The following is a 16,115-nucleotide window of genomic DNA, read 5'->3' as shown; positions in this document are numbered from 1 at the left end:
AGAGGGGCTAGCATTGGTCCACTCGTTTCACAGAACCGACAAACCGGTTAAAAAATGAACATGCATAAGGTATGAAAATAAGATGAAGACCCTGGCATTAAAAGACATTTCAGCCGTTTCGATCGACGACTTGCTGGGAGGTATTTCATTCTTTCGGGAATTGCGTGAAGTGGACCCGAAGCAGGCCGAATTTCTGGCCACATATGCTCGTGTTATGGCGGCTGATCCGGGTGAGATTGTCATTCACCATGGTGATCACGACCCCAGCTTCTATTTTCTACTGCGCGGTCAGTTACTGGTCTACCCGGACGACAACAGCATTAAAGGAGAGCCCTTGAGTGTGATTACACCAGGCCATGTCTTTGGTGCCCTGGCGATGATTTGCAAAGTCGATCGTACTGCAACACTGGTGGCTGACCCCATCAGTGGCGAAGTGAAACTGGTGGCGATTGATGGCACCGGATTTGGTGAGCTGAACGATTATACCCGGGTGCGTAGACACACCAAGATTCTGTTCTACCGTATGGTGGTGGCCAACACCCGCTGGAAGCTGGAAGTTTACCGCATGCAACAGCCCAACCATGTTATCAGCCGTGATATGCGCAAGCTGGAACTGTTTCGCGGTGCACCGAACAGCGAGGAGGAATTGCAAACGCTGGCGCGCCAGGCACAGCAGATGACCGTGTTGCTGATGCGCTGGAATAATCTGTTTTATGAGGAAGGCAGCGGCGATAATGGAGCAAGCCCGATCAATACGGCTTGATTGAAAGACGCAGGACATTGAAAGACGTGGGACATTAACTGACGCAAGACATTAAGAGACGTAGGACATTCAGTGACGTTTTAGGGTTGTTGTTCTGGTTTGATGCGGGGTGAGGGCAGGGATATGGCTTTGTTAGGTGGTTTGGCGGCCGGGAGTGTCTGGTCTCGGTTGTTGTGTTTGTTGTTGCTGTCATTTTTTTCTTTGTGCTGGGCCGAGTCGGTGAGTGATGAGGCTCGGGCGGTGGAGCTGCTTGAGCGAATTGATACGCTGTATCAGCAGGAATCCGCGCGCGCTATTATGACTATGAGCATCGTCACCCCGGAATTTGAACGGTCACTGATGTTGGAGTCCTGGTCGCTGGGGATCGATTACGCCTTGGTGCGCGTGTTGGAGCCGCAGAAGGAGCGGGGCGTCAGTACCTTGCAGCGGGACAACGAGATGTGGAATTACCTGCCCAAAATTCGCAAGGTGGTGAAAGTACCACCTTCGATGATGATGGGCAGCTGGATGGGGTCTGATTTCACCAACGATGACCTGATGCGCGAAGTATCCCTGGTTGATGAATATCAGGTGCGCCTGAGCGAAACAGACACCGAATACCAGTTGGACCTGACCCCGCGCGAACAAACGGTCACGGTCTGGGGTGGACTGGAAATTATCATACGCAAGGATGATCTGCTGCCGGTTCGTCAGCGCTACTTTGATGAAGAGGGAACCCTGATGCGGGTTATGGAATTCAGCGACATAACCGATTTTGGCGAGGTAACACTACCCGCAACCATGACGCTGACGCCGATGAACAAAACCGGTCACCAGACAACGGTCACCTATCAGGGACTGGATTTTGGCGTTGATCTGACAGAGGACTTCTTTACCCTCAATAACCTGCGCCGCCCTTTCTGAGCCGTCGTCATGATGATGTTGACGCTCGCCTTTCGGAACATTCTGCGTAACCGCCGGCGAACGCTGCTGACGGTGCTGAGCATGGCTGGCGGTTATTTGCTGGTATCAGTCCAACTGTCGGTGACTGAAGGCAGTTACGATCAGGTGCTCGACTTTTACACCCGGGACACCACCGGTCATGTTCAGGTTACGGTCGAGGGGTACATCGAGACACCTACACTCTATAAAGCCTTTGAACTGACGGACTCCCTGTTGCAAACCATCACCTCGGTACCCGGTGTTCAGGCCGTGGCCCCCCGCATTGAAAGCAGTGCACTGGGGTATGGCGAAAGCCGGAGTTTTCCGGTGAACGTTCGGGGGGTCGATCCCGAGCGGGAGGCTGCTTTGTCTTATTTGGCCGACAAAGTCAGTGCCGGGCGTTACCTTACTAACGAACCGGATGCCGAAGGCTATGCTGGCGTCATGATTGGCGCTCAGGTCGCCCGGCAATTGTCGCTGGGGGTGGGTGATGAGCTGATTCTGGTCTCCCAGGGTGCCGATGGTTCCCTGGCCAACGACCTCTACCGGGTGCAGGGCATACTGGGCCAGCCGGGCGACGCCGAGGAGCGCTGGGTTGTCATGCCACTGGCCGCTGCGCAATCCTTTTTTGTGCTGCCGGGCGAGGTGCACCGGCTGGTGATACTGGGGTCTGACTACCGGGCGGCACAGCGGCTGTCGGAGCATATTGATGGCGCGGTGGCGAAACCGGATCTGGCAATCAGCTCCTGGCAAACGGTGGCGAAGGAATTTTACGAGACCATGACCGCCGATAAAGAAGGCGGCATGATTACCCTCTATGTGATCGTGTTTCTAGTGTGCATTGGTGTGCTCAATACCGTGCTAATGTCGGTGCTGGAGCGTACCGGTGAGTTTGGTGTGCTAAAGGCCATCGGTACCTCGCCCTCTCGCCTGTTTTCACTTATTTTGCTGGAAACCTTATTGCTGGCGGTAATTGCCTGCCTGCTCGGCGGGTTGCTGGCGTTGCCGGTTAATCTCTGGTTTACCCTGCAGGGCATTGCACTGGCCGAACCGATGGAAATTTCCGGCATCGTGTTTTCCCATTATCGGGGCCAGATGTCGACCTATGTATTTGGTTTCCCGATGCTGGTGATTCTGATCGCCTCCTTCCTGATTGCGATCATGCCGGGCATTCGTGCGGCCCGTATTGTACCGGTCGATGCGATGAGGACACTCTGATATGGGATTAACCAGCCGAATGGCACTGCGCAATCTATCCCGAAACAGACGTCGCACCCTGCTGACGGCGATGATCATCAGCCTGAGCCTGACCGCCCTGATGTTCACCGATGCGCTGATTCAAGGCATGACCGACACCATGGTGCGGTCCGCCACGCGCCTGTATTCAGGCGATGCGCAGATTCACCATCGCGAGTTTCTGGCCCGTCAGGATGAAAGCCGGGTTATCGACGATCCGGAAACGGTACTGAATCAATTAGCCCGGGAACCAGAAGTAGACGGATACGCGCCTCGCACCCTGGCATTCGGTATGGTGTCGAGTGCGGCCAACAATCGAGCGGTACAGGTGGTGGGTGTAGACCCGGATGCCGAAGCCGGGGTGTCCAAAATTGCCGATGCGATCATCGCGGGCGATTACCTCTCTGACGACGGGCCGGTCACCCAGTTGCTGATTGGCGATCGCCTGGCTCAGTTGTTGGAGGCGGATATTGGGGACCGGATTGTCGTCTCGGTGAATAACCAGATCACTGAGTCCGCCGAGCAACAGTTGTTTCGGGTCAGCGGTATTTTTCATTTGAATGCCCGAGCCATGGACGAAAACCTGGCGTTTATTCGCCTGCCCGAAGCGCAGTCGATGATGGGGGTAGGCGACGCCGTTCATGAAATCGCGTTTAATCTGACCACCGCATCGCTGGCAACCAATACCGACCTTGGGTTATGGCAGCGTCTCAGCAATGAACGCTGGGTCGCCCAAGGCTGGACGGAATTAATGCCGCAATTGGCGACCATGCTGCAACTGACCAACAGCAGCACGGTGATCGCGGGTGTCGTGTTGTTTTTCCTGGCCGGTCTGGGTGTAATTAACGGGTTGTTCATGTCGATCTATGAACGCACCTACGAGTTTGGCGTCTTGCTGGCAATTGGCACGCGCCGGCGTCAGTTGTTTAGGCTGATCATGACCGAAGGCCTTATTTTGGCACTGGGGGCTATTCTCATCGGCCTGGTATTGGGCGTTTTGCTGATCACCTGGTCGGCGTCGGTTGGGATCGACTACGGGTCAATGGAAGTATCTGGGGTTGCGTTGGCTGAAATTATCCGGCCGCAGCACCGTTTTATTCAATACAGTGCCTTACCATTCTGGGTGTTGGTTATGACGCTGGTGGCCTGCATTTACCCGGCCATTCACGCGGCGCGAATCGTGCCCGCGAAGGCGCTGCACAAGAGTTTATAGTGGTGGCTCTGGTCCGCGTCGGCTACCGGTGATGCCTCTGCGGGGTCGGCGTAAATCCGTCCATGGAGCCTAGACCGCAGCATCCCTGCTGCGGACTCCCCGCAGAGGCATCACCGGCATCCGACGCTCGCATTGTGCCAACTCCACAATGTGAGTTCGGGCTTATAACAAAGGGAGAGACAGTATGTCGTCGGTAATAGAAACCCGGGGCGTCAGCAAACATTATGGTGAAGGCGATACGCTGGTCAAAGCGCTCGACCAGGTCAGTTTTGGCATTGCGCAGGGTGAGTTTACCGCCATTGTCGGGCCTTCGGGGTCGGGGAAGTCGACGTTGTTGCAATTGATGGGTGGGTTGGATAATCCCACTCATGGGCAGGTGCATCTGGCGAACAAAGACATTACTCAAATGTCCGGGCGCGAATTGTCGGATTTTCGGCGTGACCATATTGGCTTTATTTTTCAGGCTTACAATTTGATTCCGGTATTAACCGCTGCCGAGAATTGTGAATACATCATGCTGTTGCAGGGCGTCGCGGAAGCCGAGCGGCGTGAACGGGTGTCTGCGATGCTTGACCGGGTGGGCCTGGCGGGAAAGGAAGGGCGCTTTCCCCGTCAATTGTCGGGCGGGCAACAACAGCGGGTTGCTGTGGCGCGGGCGATGGTCAGCCGACCGAACATCATTCTGGCCGATGAACCGACCGCCAATCTGGATTCCCAGACCGGTTCTGACTTGCTCGATATGATGCACGACCTGAATCGCAACGAAGGCATGACCTTTGTGTTTTCGACGCACGATCCGATGATCATGGAGCGTGCCAGTCGGCTGATTCGATTGAAAGACGGATGTATAGATTCCGAGGAACAACGCGATGAGTAATCGCGCAAGATGGACGACCGTCTGTCTGCTTGGGTTAGCCGGGCTGGCGAGCAATGCGCTGGCGGATGTGGATGTCTGGTGGGATCTGTCCGCCGGTGCCGAAGCCCTGGCGTACCCGCAAGTCGAGGGCTTGTCGGATGCATCGCAACCCCCAACCTGGGCACTGGATCAGACGCTCAGCGGCCGGATGAATCTGGTCTGGTATTCCGAAGACTCGTTGGAAGTCGGCATGCACTATGGCCTGGCCGAGCAAGCGCGGCTGGCCCAGGCCGACGGGGAGGATGCCTTGCAGCAGGCACTGGAGACCGACCCGGCCAATTTTCGCTGGCGGGATCTCGATGCCACCCTGGTTGACGACGACCCGGTGCGTATTCGGCAGAATCTGGATCGCGCCTATATTCGCGCCTACCTCGGCCACGGCGATATAACGCTGGGGCGTCAGCCCATCAGTTTTGGTTTGGCCAGGGTGTATTCGCCGGTCGATGTGATCTTGCCCTCAGAGTTGCAGGCGCAGGAACCAACGTACCGGGCAGGGGTCGATGCGCTGCGGTGGCTGCTACCCTTGGGGGCCGTGACCGAGTTGGATCTGGGCTGGGTGTTTGGTGATGACTCGGTAGTGTTTGCCCGTGGCTATACCCAGATCAACAGCCTTACCTGGGAAGCAACCGCCCTGTCGGTTAATCAGACTCATCATGTGTTGGGTCTGGGCACTCAAACCGCGCTGGGAGACTGGGGGCTGTGGCAGGAAATGGCGCTGCTGTCGACCGACCGGGACAGCGATGGCGGCAACGGTTTTCGGGCGACGCTGGGCGCCGATCAGCAATTTCTGGACGATGTCTACGTGGTCGCTGAATACCATTACAACAGCCTTGGTGTCAGGGGGGATTATGCTGACATTAACGCCAGCGGCTGGCACAGCACCGGCCTGGTTTCACCCTGGGGGCAGCATTACCTTAGCCTGCAAACTTCGAAATCCCTGTCTCCGCTGTGGCAGGCTTCCCTGGGGCAGTCCGTTAATCTGAGCGATGGCGGGGTGTTGTTAACCGGTGCACTAAGTCGCAGCCTCGGCAATAACAGCACGCTGGATTTCACGTTTCTCCATGCTCTGGCCGAGCGACCTGTAGTGCGTAACGCAACGTCAACGCCTCAGGCGCTGGACGAGTACGGCGTGTATCCGTCCCAAATTCAGGTAAACTGGAGCACGGTTTTTTAGGCTGATCGGATGTTTCGTGTGAGAACCTGAAAGATCGTTTCCTTAGGCAGACCGACATAAGGCAGGACCATGTTTAAACAATGGGAGCAGGCTCCCCAGGGTACTCAACTGGCACTTGATGACGTGCTCGGTGCGCTTAAAACCAACGACGACGGCTTGATTCCGGCCATTGCCCAGCAACACGATACCGGCGAAGTATTGATGATGGCCTGGATGAACCGGGCCTCGATTGAAGAAACACTGGCAGAGGGGCAGGTGTGTTATTGGTCGCGCTCGCGCCAGACTTATTGGCGCAAGGGCGAAAGTTCCGGACACCGGCAGCGGCTAATTAGCATGAAGCTCGATTGCGATGGTGATACGCTGTTGTTGCTCGTTGACCAGCAAGGCCCTGCCTGCCATACCAACCGCCGCGATTGTTTCTTCTATGAGATAACCCCCGACCGCGTCATTCTCACCTCGAATCCCGATTCGGGATTAAACGCTTCGTAATCAGGAATTCACCGGATGTTGCCGTTAGATGTATTACGCCTGTTGGCGCTGTCCACCCTCTGGGGGGTGTCGTTTATTTTTATGCGCGTTGCCGTGCCGGAATTTGGCGCGGTCAGTCTGATTTTTATTCGTATGGGCGTTGCGGCATTGCTGCTGTCGCCCTTGTTGCTGGTGCGCAGGCATCGGGTTCTGGTCTGGCAATACAAGGCGCCTCTGGCGGTGTTGTCCCTGACCAACCATGTGTTGCCGTTTTCACTGCTGGCCTATGCGACGCTCAGCCTTGAAGCAGGCTTCACTTCACTGATCAATGCTACGACCCCCTTGTTCACCGCATTGATCGGCATGATGTTTTTTTCCACAGCGGTCACTCGTCAGCAATACGTGGGCCTGGCGGTCGCTTTTATTGGCGTTTATGTGTTGTCGGGCAACCGGCTGGATTTCTCTGTGGGTGGCGATGGCTGGTCCATTCTCGCCGCCCTGGTGGCAACTCTGTGCTACGGCGTGGCGGGTAATTTTACCAAGCAACGCTTGTCGCATTTACCCGTGCAGGTGGTGGCTGGCGGTAGCACGGCGTTGTCAGCCCTGATGCTGCTGATACCCGGCCTTTTGTTGTGGCCGGAATCGATGCCATCGACTCAGGCCTGGCTGAATACACTGGCGCTGGCGCTGTTCAGTACGGCACTGGCCTTTCTGGTGTATTTTCAGCTGTTGTCGAGCGCGGGGGCGACAGCGACTTCCACGGTGACTTTTCTGGTGCCGGTGAGTGCTCTGGGATGGGGGTATGTTTTTCTTGGGGAGACGATCAGTCTGACCGTTTGGCTGGGGATGGCGATCACCCTATTCGGGACCGCCATCACCACCCGGTTGATCCGCTTTGGCCGGCCGAAGCCAGCGACGGATCAGGCGCCGATGTAAAGCGCGCGCGGACGAATCAGTCGGGCATCGGTCTGGAACTCGTGGTAGTGCGAGACCCAGCCGAACACTCGGCTGCAGGCGAAGAAAGAAGTAAAATACTGCTCCGGAATGCCCAGCGCCAGATAGACAGCGCCTTTATAAAATTCCAGATTGGCGTGTATTTCCTTACCCTTTTCGCTGAACACTGACTGGCAGGTATCTTCCACCGCGACCAGCGTTTCCATCAGGTTTTCCCACTCGGTGCCTTCACAGAATTGGCGCGCCATTGGCTTGAGAATGGCCGCTCGTGGATCCAGGGCTTTGTATTCACGGTGCCCCATGCCCATGATCTTGACTTTGTTACCCAGCGCATCCCGCACCCAGGCATCGGCCTGATCCGGTGAGCCGATGGTTTGTGCCATGATCACCGCGGCTTCGTCAGCACCACCGTGCAGGGCGCCGGATAGGGCGCCCAGGCTGCCAGCTACACTGGCCTGTAAACTGCCCTGAGTGCTGGCAATTACGCGGCCCGCGAAAGTCCCGGCGTTAAAGCCGTGATCCAGTTGCAGGATCTGGGTTGCATTAATGGCACCCACGGCTTCGGCAGTGGGCGCTTTACCCTGAATACCATGCAGCAGGGTTTCCAGAAACCCAAGGCCGGCGGGCAACACACGAACCTGACCCAGAGTGCAGAGGTTGTGCCAGACCCGGACCACGCCGTTTAACCGGGCCGCCAGCACCAGGCCGTCCTGCCACTGTTCAGTTACAAACTCAGGAGCTGCCTGGTTGGGAGTCAGGTTGGCGACTGGTGCAACGGATTGCAGCACAGCCATAGGGTGCAGAGTGCGCGGCAACTGCTCAAGCAGGCGCAGTTCGGTCGCGGTGAGTTCAGACTCGGCCGCCAGCCAAAGATCCAGTGTGCGAACCTGGTCTGCGGTGGGGTGCTCACCCGTCATCAGCCAATAGGCAACGCCCGCGAACGGCTGCTTGACCAGCTCTTCAATGGCTTCACCGCGGTAAGTCAGACGGCCGATGTCGCCTTCAACATTGGACAGACGCGTCGCGCCGACGATGACGCCTTCGAGCCCTGAATTGATGTCGGTTGTCATATAATCACCTTCGATGCCGTTAAAGGCCGCTATTAAACGCGGGCACTTTTGGTTAATCTAATTAAACTTTTTTAAGTTATGATAAGTAGAGCTGATCATGCGCTTCGAAAACAGTGAACTGCGTATCTTTTTGAGCGTGGCGAGAACCGGTGGTTTCCGATCGGCAGCCGCTGATTTGCACCTGACTCAATCGGCGGTCAGCCAGTCGGTAAAGCAGCTGGAGACCAAGCTGGGCGTGCCACTGCTGATTCGCGAGCGGCCGGTTCGGCTAACCCCGGCGGGCCGGCGATTGTACCGTTATGCGGATGATCAGCGTCAGCAGGAACAGCAAGTGTTCAGCGATCTGAACCGTCTGTCCCGCGGGCTGGACCAGCGCCTGAGCGTGGCCATCGACAGCACCAATAACCGTTTTGCCGGGGCAGAACTGATTTCGGTGTTTAACCGGCGCTGGCCTGAGGCGCGTTTGCGCATTATCGAGCAGCCCTCGCGGACCATCGTGCAATCGGTAATCAGTGGTGAAGTTGAGCTTGGCCTGGGACCCTTTCAGACCCGGATGGACCGGTTTGAGCGGGTGCCTCTCTACCGGGAAAAACGCCTGCTAATGATCAACCCCAGCAAGCCAATTCACAGTGGCGCCCTGACGCTGGCCGACCTGCGGCGCATTCCCCTGGTGGTGTCCTCACTGGATGAGCCTGATCAACGCCCCTATCAGGAAAAGCTGCGTGATCGCTTTCAGATGATCTGGCAGATCAGCAGTCTGAACGTGCGTTTGAATCTGATTGATCAGGGACTGGCCGTGGGGTACATCAGCACAGAAGTGGCGCGCCAGTTGCCCCAGATTCAGCATTTCCGGCCCTTGCTGGAATTCGATTTTGCCAGCATCGAACGTCAGGTCGGGGTGTTTTACCGTTTGGACCGGGAGTTGAGCCCAGTCACCCGGGATTTCATTCAGGTATGCCAGGCGTTCTGGCAAGACCGGCGTGCACTTATTTCCAGTGAAACTTAGGGAGCCAGAGATCGATTATTTTAACCGAAGGTAATCAACGGTAATTTCCCGGGGGTTTTCAAGCTCGAACGCAAAGAGCTCCAGGTGGCTGATGTTGCTCATGTCCATGTTTCGGCCCGATGGGGCGTTGCGAACGTCGTCCAGTGAGAATTCGATCAGATTCCAGCCGTATTCAATAATAAAGGTGTTGTTGAACCGATCCTGGTACAACAAGGATTGCTCATGAGCCTTATCGTTAATGCGCAGCGTCAATGGCATCGGCAAAAGACTTGGGTTATACACTTCAAAATGCAGGGAGGTGAAACCAGTCCAGTCATTGGGTAACCGAACCATCCGGGCTCCCGAGTAGGTGCGGGTGCTCAGGCGGATGACCATGCTGTGCTCGCCATGCCAGGCGCGTTCCTCAGTTAGAGCGACATCGCCTTGCCACCAGTCCAGTTCATAGTCGTTTTCGAAATCGGACAACATCGGCAGGGTATTCTGTAACCTGTACTCGGTCAGGCTGGCCTGGCTGACCATTACCAGTTGACTGACGAAGAGACCCGTAGCGATCAGACGACCAGTCCAGATTTGGGCGCTGGGCGGGTTCAGCCAGAACAACGCAAGCCAGGCACCAATCAGGTTACGCTCGACATCCTCCCAGCTTCGAGTTCGCCCCGTATTGTGCTGCGCGTATTCGATAATGATGCTGACCAGAAATACGGCAATGCTGATCGCGAGCCAGTGTGGCCAGGTACGCATGTCCAGCTTGTTGCGCAGTGCAATGATCGCCAGTGCGAAAAAAACGATGTGGCCAAAATTAAGCAGGGTGCGCTCAAGCTCGGAGTCGATCCCCAGGCCTGCGCTGTAGAAAAAAAAGGGAATGCACGCTACCAGCAGGGCAGGTAGAAACCAGCGTTTCAGGAGGGTCGGAAGCAGAGTGGGGGTCATAGGCGCCATGTTTTAGTGCAGTAGATCGCGTTTGTCCGGTTCCTGAAGCAGACCATAGAGGGCATCAGGGATGGATCGAACCTAGACTATGCCCGTGCGCGGCGTGGAAGTACACCGCACACGACAGATTCGAGCGGCTCAGGCGCCAACGGTAAGAAAGCACTCGGCCAGGCGGGGAATATCGCGTTCTGCGAGACCGGCAACGTTCATCCGGCCTCCGCCCACCATATAAATGCCATGATCGACTCGCAATGCATCGATTTGTTCGTTGCCCAGGCCGGTTACCGAAAACATGCCACGGTGCTGACCGAAATAATCGAAACGGTCGCTGCCGCTGATCTCGCGGAATTGACGAACCAGTTCGGAGCGCAGGCTGTTGATGCGCTGGTTCATCACCATCAGCTCTTCCATCCACAGGGCTTTCAGATCGTCTCGTCCCAGAATAGCCGCGACCAGTGCAGCGCCGTGATCCGGTGGCATGGTGTAGCTGCCACGGGCAACTTCCAGAATCCGACCTTTGGCTTTCAGGCTTTCCTCCAGCGAGTGGCCAACGACGATAGCCGCACCGGTACGCTCGCGGTACAGACCGAAGTTTTTGGAGCAAGAGGTGGCGATGATCAGCTCCGGCAGACGGTCGGCCAGCAATCGCAAACCCGCCGCATCTTCCATTAAGCCGTCACCAAAGCCCTGATAGGCAATATCAACAAACGGCAGAAAGCCCCGTTGTTCGGCCAGCTCAGCGATGCGTTGCCAGGCGTCCATGGAAATATCGGCACCGGTCGGGTTGTGACAGCAGCCGTGCAGCAGCAGTACGTCCTGTTCGCCAAACGTCGCGATCTGATCGAGCATAGCCGCTTCATCAACTTGCTTGGTGGCGACATCAAAATAAGGGTATTCGGCGACGTTGAGGCCCGCAGCTGCCATCACCGGCCGGTGGTTCACGTAGCTGGGGTTGCTGATCCAGACGGTGGCGTCGGGTCTGGCTGTTTTAATCAGCTCAGCCAGCATGCGCAACGCACCGCTGGCGCCTGGTGTTTGAATGCCAGCAGCCCGGGTGTGTGCCGCCGTGCCACCGAGCAGCAAATCAATCAGCGCCGTATTGAACGTCTCATTACCGGCCAGGCCGATGTAGCTTTTGGTGGTCTGGGTTTCAGCCTGTTCCCGTTGCGCCTGCCTGACGGCAGCCATGATCGGTGTTTCCCCGTCGGCATTGCGATACACCCCGATGCCGAGATCGATTTTATCGCTGCGCTGATCGGCCTGGATGGCCAGGGTTAGCCCCAGAATCGGATCTTGTTTCGGGGCATTGAGACGTTCAAACATTCGGACACTCCGCTGGTGAAAAGGATATCGTGGCTGAATTGGGGCAGGGCAGTTACCGGGTACAGATCAGCCCGCTGGCGGCAATTACGCCCAGGGTCACCAAGGATAACCCCAACAGCGTGAACAGTTCGACGCTTTCCTGCAAAAATACCGCTGCCAGCACTGTCGCGCAGACCGGGGTGAGCGAGCCGATCGCCGAGGTTATTTCAGCACCCAGTGCCCGGATCGCGTAGCCATAAAGAAAACCCGCGCCCAAACCGACGGCAATGCCCTGAACGGCGAGTTGCAGCAGCCATTCCTGAGTCGAGACAGTGCTGAGACCCACCCCTGCGCCACTGATGATCCCGTAGAGTACCAGCAAAGCGCCAGAGCAGGAAAAACGGCAGCCCGGCACCGACTAGAATGCCAGCCAGCCACAGGGGGTGTACGGCAAGAATGCAGCGACGGCGACGGACTATATAAAGCATAAGAATCAGCCCAGGTAGGGCAAAGCGCCGTTGTTATGAACCCGGTGGAGACCGGGGCAAAATGACCGTACAATGCCAGTCCGTTTTTGACCGACCCCTGAAAGGCGACCCCTGTATGTCAGATTTCACGCGAGATCATCTGGAAAACTGGTTAAAGGATCTGTCGGTCCGGCATTATCTGTGCCCGAATTGCGATGGCATTCATCTGACGGATCTGGAAGAGCAGTTGGGTGTACTGGAAAGCCGGGTATTCCTGGACGATCTTATGATCATCATCTCTACCGAGTTGCCGATACGTCCCTCCGCAGTACTGCCCCTGCACGGCAGTCTGAACCTGGTAAATTTCGAGCATCCGCTGGTGAAGGTAACGCTCAACCTGCACGATGACGAGATTCCCCGCCTGGTGATTAGCGGCATTCTGATCGCTACTGAGCTGTCACCGGGGTATTTCAACGCCTTTCTCAGTGCTGTGACCGAGAGCACCATGAATGTGCTTGAACACGCGACAGCACTGGACGTACTGTTTCTCGATGAACCCGAATTGGACGTAGATGCCAAGGGCGATGCGTTGCATTAAATTTGGAGTTATAAAGCAACCAGGGTATCGATATGGCTAATAACACCTCAGATCACTCCTTTGTAATTGATCACTGGCGGTTTGATCTGCAGCCTCCCGAATCACAGACAGGCGCACCTGATGATGTGGATCAGCGTTGGGTGCATTGTCAGCGCGATGACCCCGGTTTGCCCGGTTGGTTGGCTGACCTGGAGATTAACCGGGGATTGCGCCAGGCATTGTTGGCGGAAGATACCCGGCCCCGGTTCGAACCCGTTGGTGATGGGTTTCTGTTGATTTTGCGAGGCGTCAATCTGACGCCGGGGGCCGAGCCCGATGATATGCTTAGCCTGCGCATGCTCTGGTACAAAGATGGGTTGATCACCTTGCGCAAACGCTCGTTCAAGGCCATTGCCAGTGTGCGTGAGCGGCTTGAGCAGAAACAGGGGCCGGCGTCGGTTAGTGCCTTGCTGGTGACAATCATTGAGGCATTAAACGATCGTATTGGGGAGCTGCTGGAGGCGTCGGAACGTGAGCTGGAAACCCTCGAAAGTCGGGATAGTAGCGTCAATCCGCAACAGTATTTGTCGGACCTGACTCATTTTCACAAACGACTGTTGCGCCTGAACCGGTTTATCAGGCCGCAGATGGGCGCGCTGGACCGGTTGGCCAGCGAAGCGGGTGAGTGGCTGTCGGACCGGGATCTACTGTTACTGGCCAACCAGAGAGACGTGACGTTGCGCATGCTGGAAACCATTGAAATGCTGTTGCAGCAAATTCAACTGGTGCGGGATGAACAGCAGCAGATCGTGGCTGAGCGAATGAGTCGTAATGCATATTGGTTGTCTGTGATTGCCGGTATCTTTTTACCCCTTGGTTTTCTGACGGGTCTGTTTGGTATCAATGTGGGTGGCATGCCTGGTGTGGATGATGGTATGGCGTTCTGGTACACCTGCATCGGATTGGGTGTGGTTGCTGTAATAGAATTTCTGATACTGCGTCGGCTACGTTTCCTGTAAAAAACCGGGGCAAGCCCGGCTTTTTTAAACTACCCCGGTTTTTGTTGGAGCGCGTTGGTCGGTTGTGCTGGCATATTGCCCACGTTGTAGTGATGCACATCCTGCTGTGGAAAAGGAATGCTGAGCCCGGCCGCCTCTACCGCCACTTTTACCTTCTTCTGCATTTCCCACCAGATGGTCCAGTAATCATCGACCGTGGCCCAGGCGCGAATCTGCAGGTTTACAGAACTGTCGCCCAGCGATTGCACCATGAGCTGTGGTGTAGGGTCTTTCAGGAAGCGGGGCTCATCATCAATCAGCTTCTGCAGGGCACGAAAACCGGCATCGAGGTCATCGTCGTAAGCGACACCGACGACAACATCCATGCGGCGGGTGCCATTGCGTGTGGAGTTCTGAATGGTAGCGGCCCAGACATTACTGTTCGGAGCGGAAATATACTGGCCATCCGGCGTCTTGAGAATGGTGGTGAAAAGGCTGATCTCCTCAACGGTACCGCCGGTTCCATCAAAGGTTATGTAGTCGGCCACCCGGAACGGACGCAGAATCAGCATCATAATACCGGAAGCGATGTTGCTCAGAGTGTCTTTGAGTGCCAGACCAATGGCCAGGCCAGCAGCACCCAGCAGGGCGACAATGGAATTGGTATTGACGCCGAAAATATCCAGCACAATAACAACGGCGACGATGTAGACCGCATAGCCGGCGATACCGGCAAACAGGGGTATCAGTGTCGGATCCATTCTTTTGATGCGTTTTCCACTGTTGCGAATCGATTTCTTAACGGTATTGGAGACAATACTGGCAACGATGAAAACGGCAATAACCAACAACAGGTTGTAGCCGACACTGAGAATAAAGGGGGAGTTTTCTACCCAGAAATTAGTGATCCAATCCAGCATATAGAGGGTTCCTTCAGGCTTTTAGACAGCGTTAAGCCTATCGCTATCGCGGAATAAGTCAAAGCCTGATCGTCAGATTATTGCTCCATTTTACCCGTGAGCCAAAGAGTCCAGAATGGCGCAATCGGGTGACTGGTTGCCCGGGCAACGGGATACCAGGCCAGTCAGCGTATGCTTCATGGCATTCAATTCCCGTATTTTATCGTCCAGCTCATTCAGGTGCCGCCTGGCCAGTTCGTTAACCGCAGCACTGGCTCTGCCCGGGTCATCGTACAGTTCGAGCAAAAACCGGCATTCCTCCAGCGAAAATCCGAGCGTTCTTGATCGAGCCAGAAACTGCATCCGTTCGACGTCCCGGGTACCGTATTGCCGGTAACCATTGTCGGCACGCCGGGATTGGACCAGACCCAGACTTTCGTAATAACGAATTGTTTTTGCCGGCAAACCGGACGCCGCCGCTGCGTCTTTGATCAGCATTCTGTAGCCCTCCTGTGACTCGAAAATGCAGGCTAGTTTTGACCTTTCAGCCGGGGGAATGTCAAGCCCGGATGTGCAGGCATTTACCCGCAATGTGAACTGGCTCTGCTATAGTGAGTGTATCCGGGCAGTGACTGGTCTTGCCGACCAGGATTACCGGTGACGACAGATTTGTACCATTCATTGAGACACAAGGGTCCCATCATGCCAAAAGACCATCTGCGAGCCTTACTGGAGCGGTTACGAGCGACTCTGGATGAAGGCGAGGTCAGTCCGCAGCAACAGGAACTACTGGCCAAGGTCGAGTATCACATCCATAACGCTGATGAGCCGGACCCGGAAGAGCCCAGCCTGCGGGAATCAATGGAAATGCTGATCGAGGACCTGAGTGTAGACCATCCGCGCAGTGCCGCCATGGCCAGAAACATTCTGGAATCACTGGCCAGCATGGGCATCTGACGAGTACCCCCGCGCTTGTGGCATTGGCCCGCATCGGCTACCAGGGTTACCCCTGTGGGGTCGGCGTAGATCCATCCATGGAGCCTAGACCGCAGCATCCATGCTGCGGACTACCCCACAGGAGTAACCCCGGCAGCCGCTGCTCGTCACCTTAGCGAACTTCAATACTCGAGTTACTTGATGGTCAGGCGCTGCCTGATTTGACTGACCGTCAACAGAATAGCGAAGGCAATAACCGCCGTTACCACAATCGCCGGGCCACTG

Annotated in this window: 18 protein-coding genes; 12 read left to right on the top strand and 6 right to left on the bottom strand. The window is 56.0% G+C overall.

Annotated features, from left to right (window positions below):
- Nucleotides 1-82 precede the first annotated feature (82 nt).
- From WEB54_RS13350 to WEB54_RS13315, 8 genes are all read left to right on the top strand, one after another.
- Complete coding sequence (locus tag WEB54_RS13350) at nt 83-763, top strand: cyclic nucleotide-binding domain-containing protein (protein WP_368056179.1); 681 nt, start codon at nt 83-85, stop codon at nt 761-763.
- A 123-nt stretch (nt 764-886) separates the two neighbouring features.
- Nucleotides 887-1,666, top strand: coding sequence for an outer membrane lipoprotein-sorting protein (locus WEB54_RS13345; RefSeq protein WP_368056177.1), 780 nt, complete (start codon nt 887-889; stop codon nt 1,664-1,666).
- A 9-nt stretch (nt 1,667-1,675) separates the two neighbouring features.
- Nucleotides 1,676-2,902: an ABC transporter permease gene (locus tag WEB54_RS13340; RefSeq protein ID WP_368056175.1), complete on the top strand. Its 1,227-nt coding sequence runs from the start codon at nt 1,676-1,678 to the stop codon at nt 2,900-2,902.
- Between the two features lies 1 nt (nt 2,903).
- A complete protein-coding gene (locus tag WEB54_RS13335) occupies nt 2,904-4,133 on the top strand; it encodes an ABC transporter permease (RefSeq protein ID WP_368056174.1) in 1,230 nt (409 codons plus the stop codon).
- A gap of 184 nt (nt 4,134-4,317) precedes the next feature.
- Entirely contained in the window at nt 4,318-5,010 is a 693-nt protein-coding gene (locus tag WEB54_RS13330) for an ABC transporter ATP-binding protein (protein ID WP_368056173.1), read from the top strand.
- On the top strand, nt 5,003-6,223 hold the full coding sequence (locus WEB54_RS13325; RefSeq protein WP_368056171.1) for a hypothetical protein: 1,221 nt from the start codon (nt 5,003-5,005) through the stop codon (nt 6,221-6,223). Before WEB54_RS13330 ends, WEB54_RS13325 begins: the two co-directional genes overlap by 8 nt.
- Before the next feature lie 69 nt (nt 6,224-6,292).
- The gene (hisI, locus tag WEB54_RS13320; protein ID WP_368056169.1) at nt 6,293-6,712 is read left to right on the top strand and encodes a phosphoribosyl-AMP cyclohydrolase; all 420 of its coding nucleotides are present in this window, start codon (nt 6,293-6,295) and stop codon (nt 6,710-6,712) included.
- A 15-nt stretch (nt 6,713-6,727) separates the two neighbouring features.
- Nucleotides 6,728-7,627 carry a DMT family transporter gene (locus WEB54_RS13315; protein WP_368054299.1) on the top strand — a complete coding sequence of 300 codons (900 nt, stop codon included), beginning with the start codon at nt 6,728-6,730 and terminating at the stop codon, nt 7,625-7,627.
- Here the strand turns inward: WEB54_RS13315 and WEB54_RS13310 are convergent.
- The gene (locus WEB54_RS13310) at nt 7,612-8,715 is read right to left on the bottom strand and encodes a citrate/2-methylcitrate synthase (protein ID WP_368054301.1); all 1,104 of its coding nucleotides are present in this window, start codon (nt 8,713-8,715) and stop codon (nt 7,612-7,614) included. The two genes, WEB54_RS13315 and WEB54_RS13310, sit on opposite strands and share 16 nt — an antisense overlap.
- Nucleotides 8,716-8,812: 97 nt before the next feature.
- On the opposite strand from WEB54_RS13310, the gene WEB54_RS13305 reads away from it, so the two are divergent.
- Nucleotides 8,813-9,721, top strand: a complete 909-nt coding sequence (locus tag WEB54_RS13305; protein ID WP_368054303.1) for a LysR family transcriptional regulator — start codon at nt 8,813-8,815, stop codon at nt 9,719-9,721.
- A 15-nt stretch (nt 9,722-9,736) separates the two neighbouring features.
- Here WEB54_RS13305 and WEB54_RS13300 read toward each other — a convergent pair whose 3' ends face one another.
- The 3 genes from WEB54_RS13300 to WEB54_RS13290 all read right to left on the bottom strand — a co-directional run bounded on the left by WEB54_RS13300 (nt 9,737) and on the right by WEB54_RS13290 (nt 12,368).
- Complete coding sequence (locus tag WEB54_RS13300) at nt 9,737-10,651, bottom strand: hypothetical protein (protein WP_368054305.1); 915 nt, start codon at nt 10,649-10,651, stop codon at nt 9,737-9,739.
- A 138-nt stretch (nt 10,652-10,789) separates the two neighbouring features.
- Nucleotides 10,790-11,974, bottom strand: coding sequence for an aromatic amino acid transaminase (locus WEB54_RS13295; RefSeq protein WP_368056166.1), 1,185 nt, complete (start codon nt 11,972-11,974; stop codon nt 10,790-10,792).
- A 52-nt stretch (nt 11,975-12,026) separates the two neighbouring features.
- Nucleotides 12,027-12,368, bottom strand: a complete 342-nt coding sequence (locus tag WEB54_RS13290) for an EamA family transporter (RefSeq protein ID WP_368056165.1) — start codon at nt 12,366-12,368, stop codon at nt 12,027-12,029.
- Nucleotides 12,369-12,556: 188 nt separating this feature from the next.
- Here WEB54_RS13290 and WEB54_RS13285 point away from each other — a divergent pair, with 188 nt between their 5' ends.
- Together WEB54_RS13285 and WEB54_RS13280 are read left to right on the top strand one after the other, a co-directional pair.
- The gene (locus WEB54_RS13285) at nt 12,557-13,018 is read left to right on the top strand and encodes a YbjN domain-containing protein (protein WP_368056163.1); all 462 of its coding nucleotides are present in this window, start codon (nt 12,557-12,559) and stop codon (nt 13,016-13,018) included.
- 32 nt (nt 13,019-13,050) lie between these two features.
- A complete protein-coding gene (locus tag WEB54_RS13280; protein WP_368056161.1) occupies nt 13,051-14,016 on the top strand; it encodes a zinc transporter ZntB in 966 nt (321 codons plus the stop codon).
- A 29-nt stretch (nt 14,017-14,045) separates the two neighbouring features.
- On the opposite strand, the gene WEB54_RS13275 is transcribed toward WEB54_RS13280, so the two are convergent.
- Both WEB54_RS13275 and WEB54_RS13270 read right to left on the bottom strand, forming a co-directional pair.
- Entirely contained in the window at nt 14,046-14,915 is an 870-nt protein-coding gene (locus tag WEB54_RS13275; protein WP_368055707.1) for a mechanosensitive ion channel family protein, read from the bottom strand.
- Between the two features lie 90 nt (nt 14,916-15,005).
- On the bottom strand, nt 15,006-15,392 hold the full coding sequence (locus WEB54_RS13270) for a MerR family DNA-binding protein (RefSeq protein ID WP_368056159.1): 387 nt from the start codon (nt 15,390-15,392) through the stop codon (nt 15,006-15,008).
- Nucleotides 15,393-15,596: 204 nt separating this feature from the next.
- Between WEB54_RS13270 and WEB54_RS13265 the strand changes: the two genes are divergently transcribed.
- Complete coding sequence (locus WEB54_RS13265; protein ID WP_368055711.1) at nt 15,597-15,851, top strand: DUF4404 family protein; 255 nt, start codon at nt 15,597-15,599, stop codon at nt 15,849-15,851.
- Nucleotides 15,852-16,115: the final 264 nt, after the last annotated feature.

The sequence above is a fragment of the Saccharospirillum sp. genome (assembly GCF_040881935.1).
Taxonomy (GTDB): domain Bacteria; phylum Pseudomonadota; class Gammaproteobacteria; order Pseudomonadales; family Natronospirillaceae; genus Saccharospirillum.
Note: the sequence above shows the minus strand (reverse complement) of the source record. Positions and strands in the feature narration are given on the sequence as shown.

Coding starts and splice junctions, on each gene's coding strand:
- WEB54_RS13350 (WP_368056179.1), top strand. CDS start 83: ATGAAGACCCTGGCATTAAAAGACATTTCAGCCGTTTCGATCGACGAC.
- WEB54_RS13345 (WP_368056177.1), top strand. CDS start 887: ATGGCTTTGTTAGGTGGTTTGGCGGCCGGGAGTGTCTGGTCTCGGTTG.
- WEB54_RS13340 (WP_368056175.1), top strand. CDS start 1,676: ATGATGATGTTGACGCTCGCCTTTCGGAACATTCTGCGTAACCGCCGG.
- WEB54_RS13335 (WP_368056174.1), top strand. CDS start 2,904: ATGGGATTAACCAGCCGAATGGCACTGCGCAATCTATCCCGAAACAGA.
- WEB54_RS13330 (WP_368056173.1), top strand. CDS start 4,318: ATGTCGTCGGTAATAGAAACCCGGGGCGTCAGCAAACATTATGGTGAA.
- WEB54_RS13325 (WP_368056171.1), top strand. CDS start 5,003: ATGAGTAATCGCGCAAGATGGACGACCGTCTGTCTGCTTGGGTTAGCC.
- hisI (WP_368056169.1), top strand. CDS start 6,293: ATGTTTAAACAATGGGAGCAGGCTCCCCAGGGTACTCAACTGGCACTT.
- WEB54_RS13315 (WP_368054299.1), top strand. CDS start 6,728: ATGTTGCCGTTAGATGTATTACGCCTGTTGGCGCTGTCCACCCTCTGG.
- WEB54_RS13310 (WP_368054301.1), bottom strand. CDS start 8,715: ATGACAACCGACATCAATTCAGGGCTCGAAGGCGTCATCGTCGGCGCG.
- WEB54_RS13305 (WP_368054303.1), top strand. CDS start 8,813: ATGCGCTTCGAAAACAGTGAACTGCGTATCTTTTTGAGCGTGGCGAGA.
- WEB54_RS13300 (WP_368054305.1), bottom strand. CDS start 10,651: ATGACCCCCACTCTGCTTCCGACCCTCCTGAAACGCTGGTTTCTACCT.
- WEB54_RS13295 (WP_368056166.1), bottom strand. CDS start 11,974: ATGTTTGAACGTCTCAATGCCCCGAAACAAGATCCGATTCTGGGGCTA.
- WEB54_RS13285 (WP_368056163.1), top strand. CDS start 12,557: ATGTCAGATTTCACGCGAGATCATCTGGAAAACTGGTTAAAGGATCTG.
- WEB54_RS13280 (WP_368056161.1), top strand. CDS start 13,051: ATGGCTAATAACACCTCAGATCACTCCTTTGTAATTGATCACTGGCGG.
- WEB54_RS13275 (WP_368055707.1), bottom strand. CDS start 14,915: ATGCTGGATTGGATCACTAATTTCTGGGTAGAAAACTCCCCCTTTATT.
- WEB54_RS13270 (WP_368056159.1), bottom strand. CDS start 15,392: ATGCTGATCAAAGACGCAGCGGCGGCGTCCGGTTTGCCGGCAAAAACA.
- WEB54_RS13265 (WP_368055711.1), top strand. CDS start 15,597: ATGCCAAAAGACCATCTGCGAGCCTTACTGGAGCGGTTACGAGCGACT.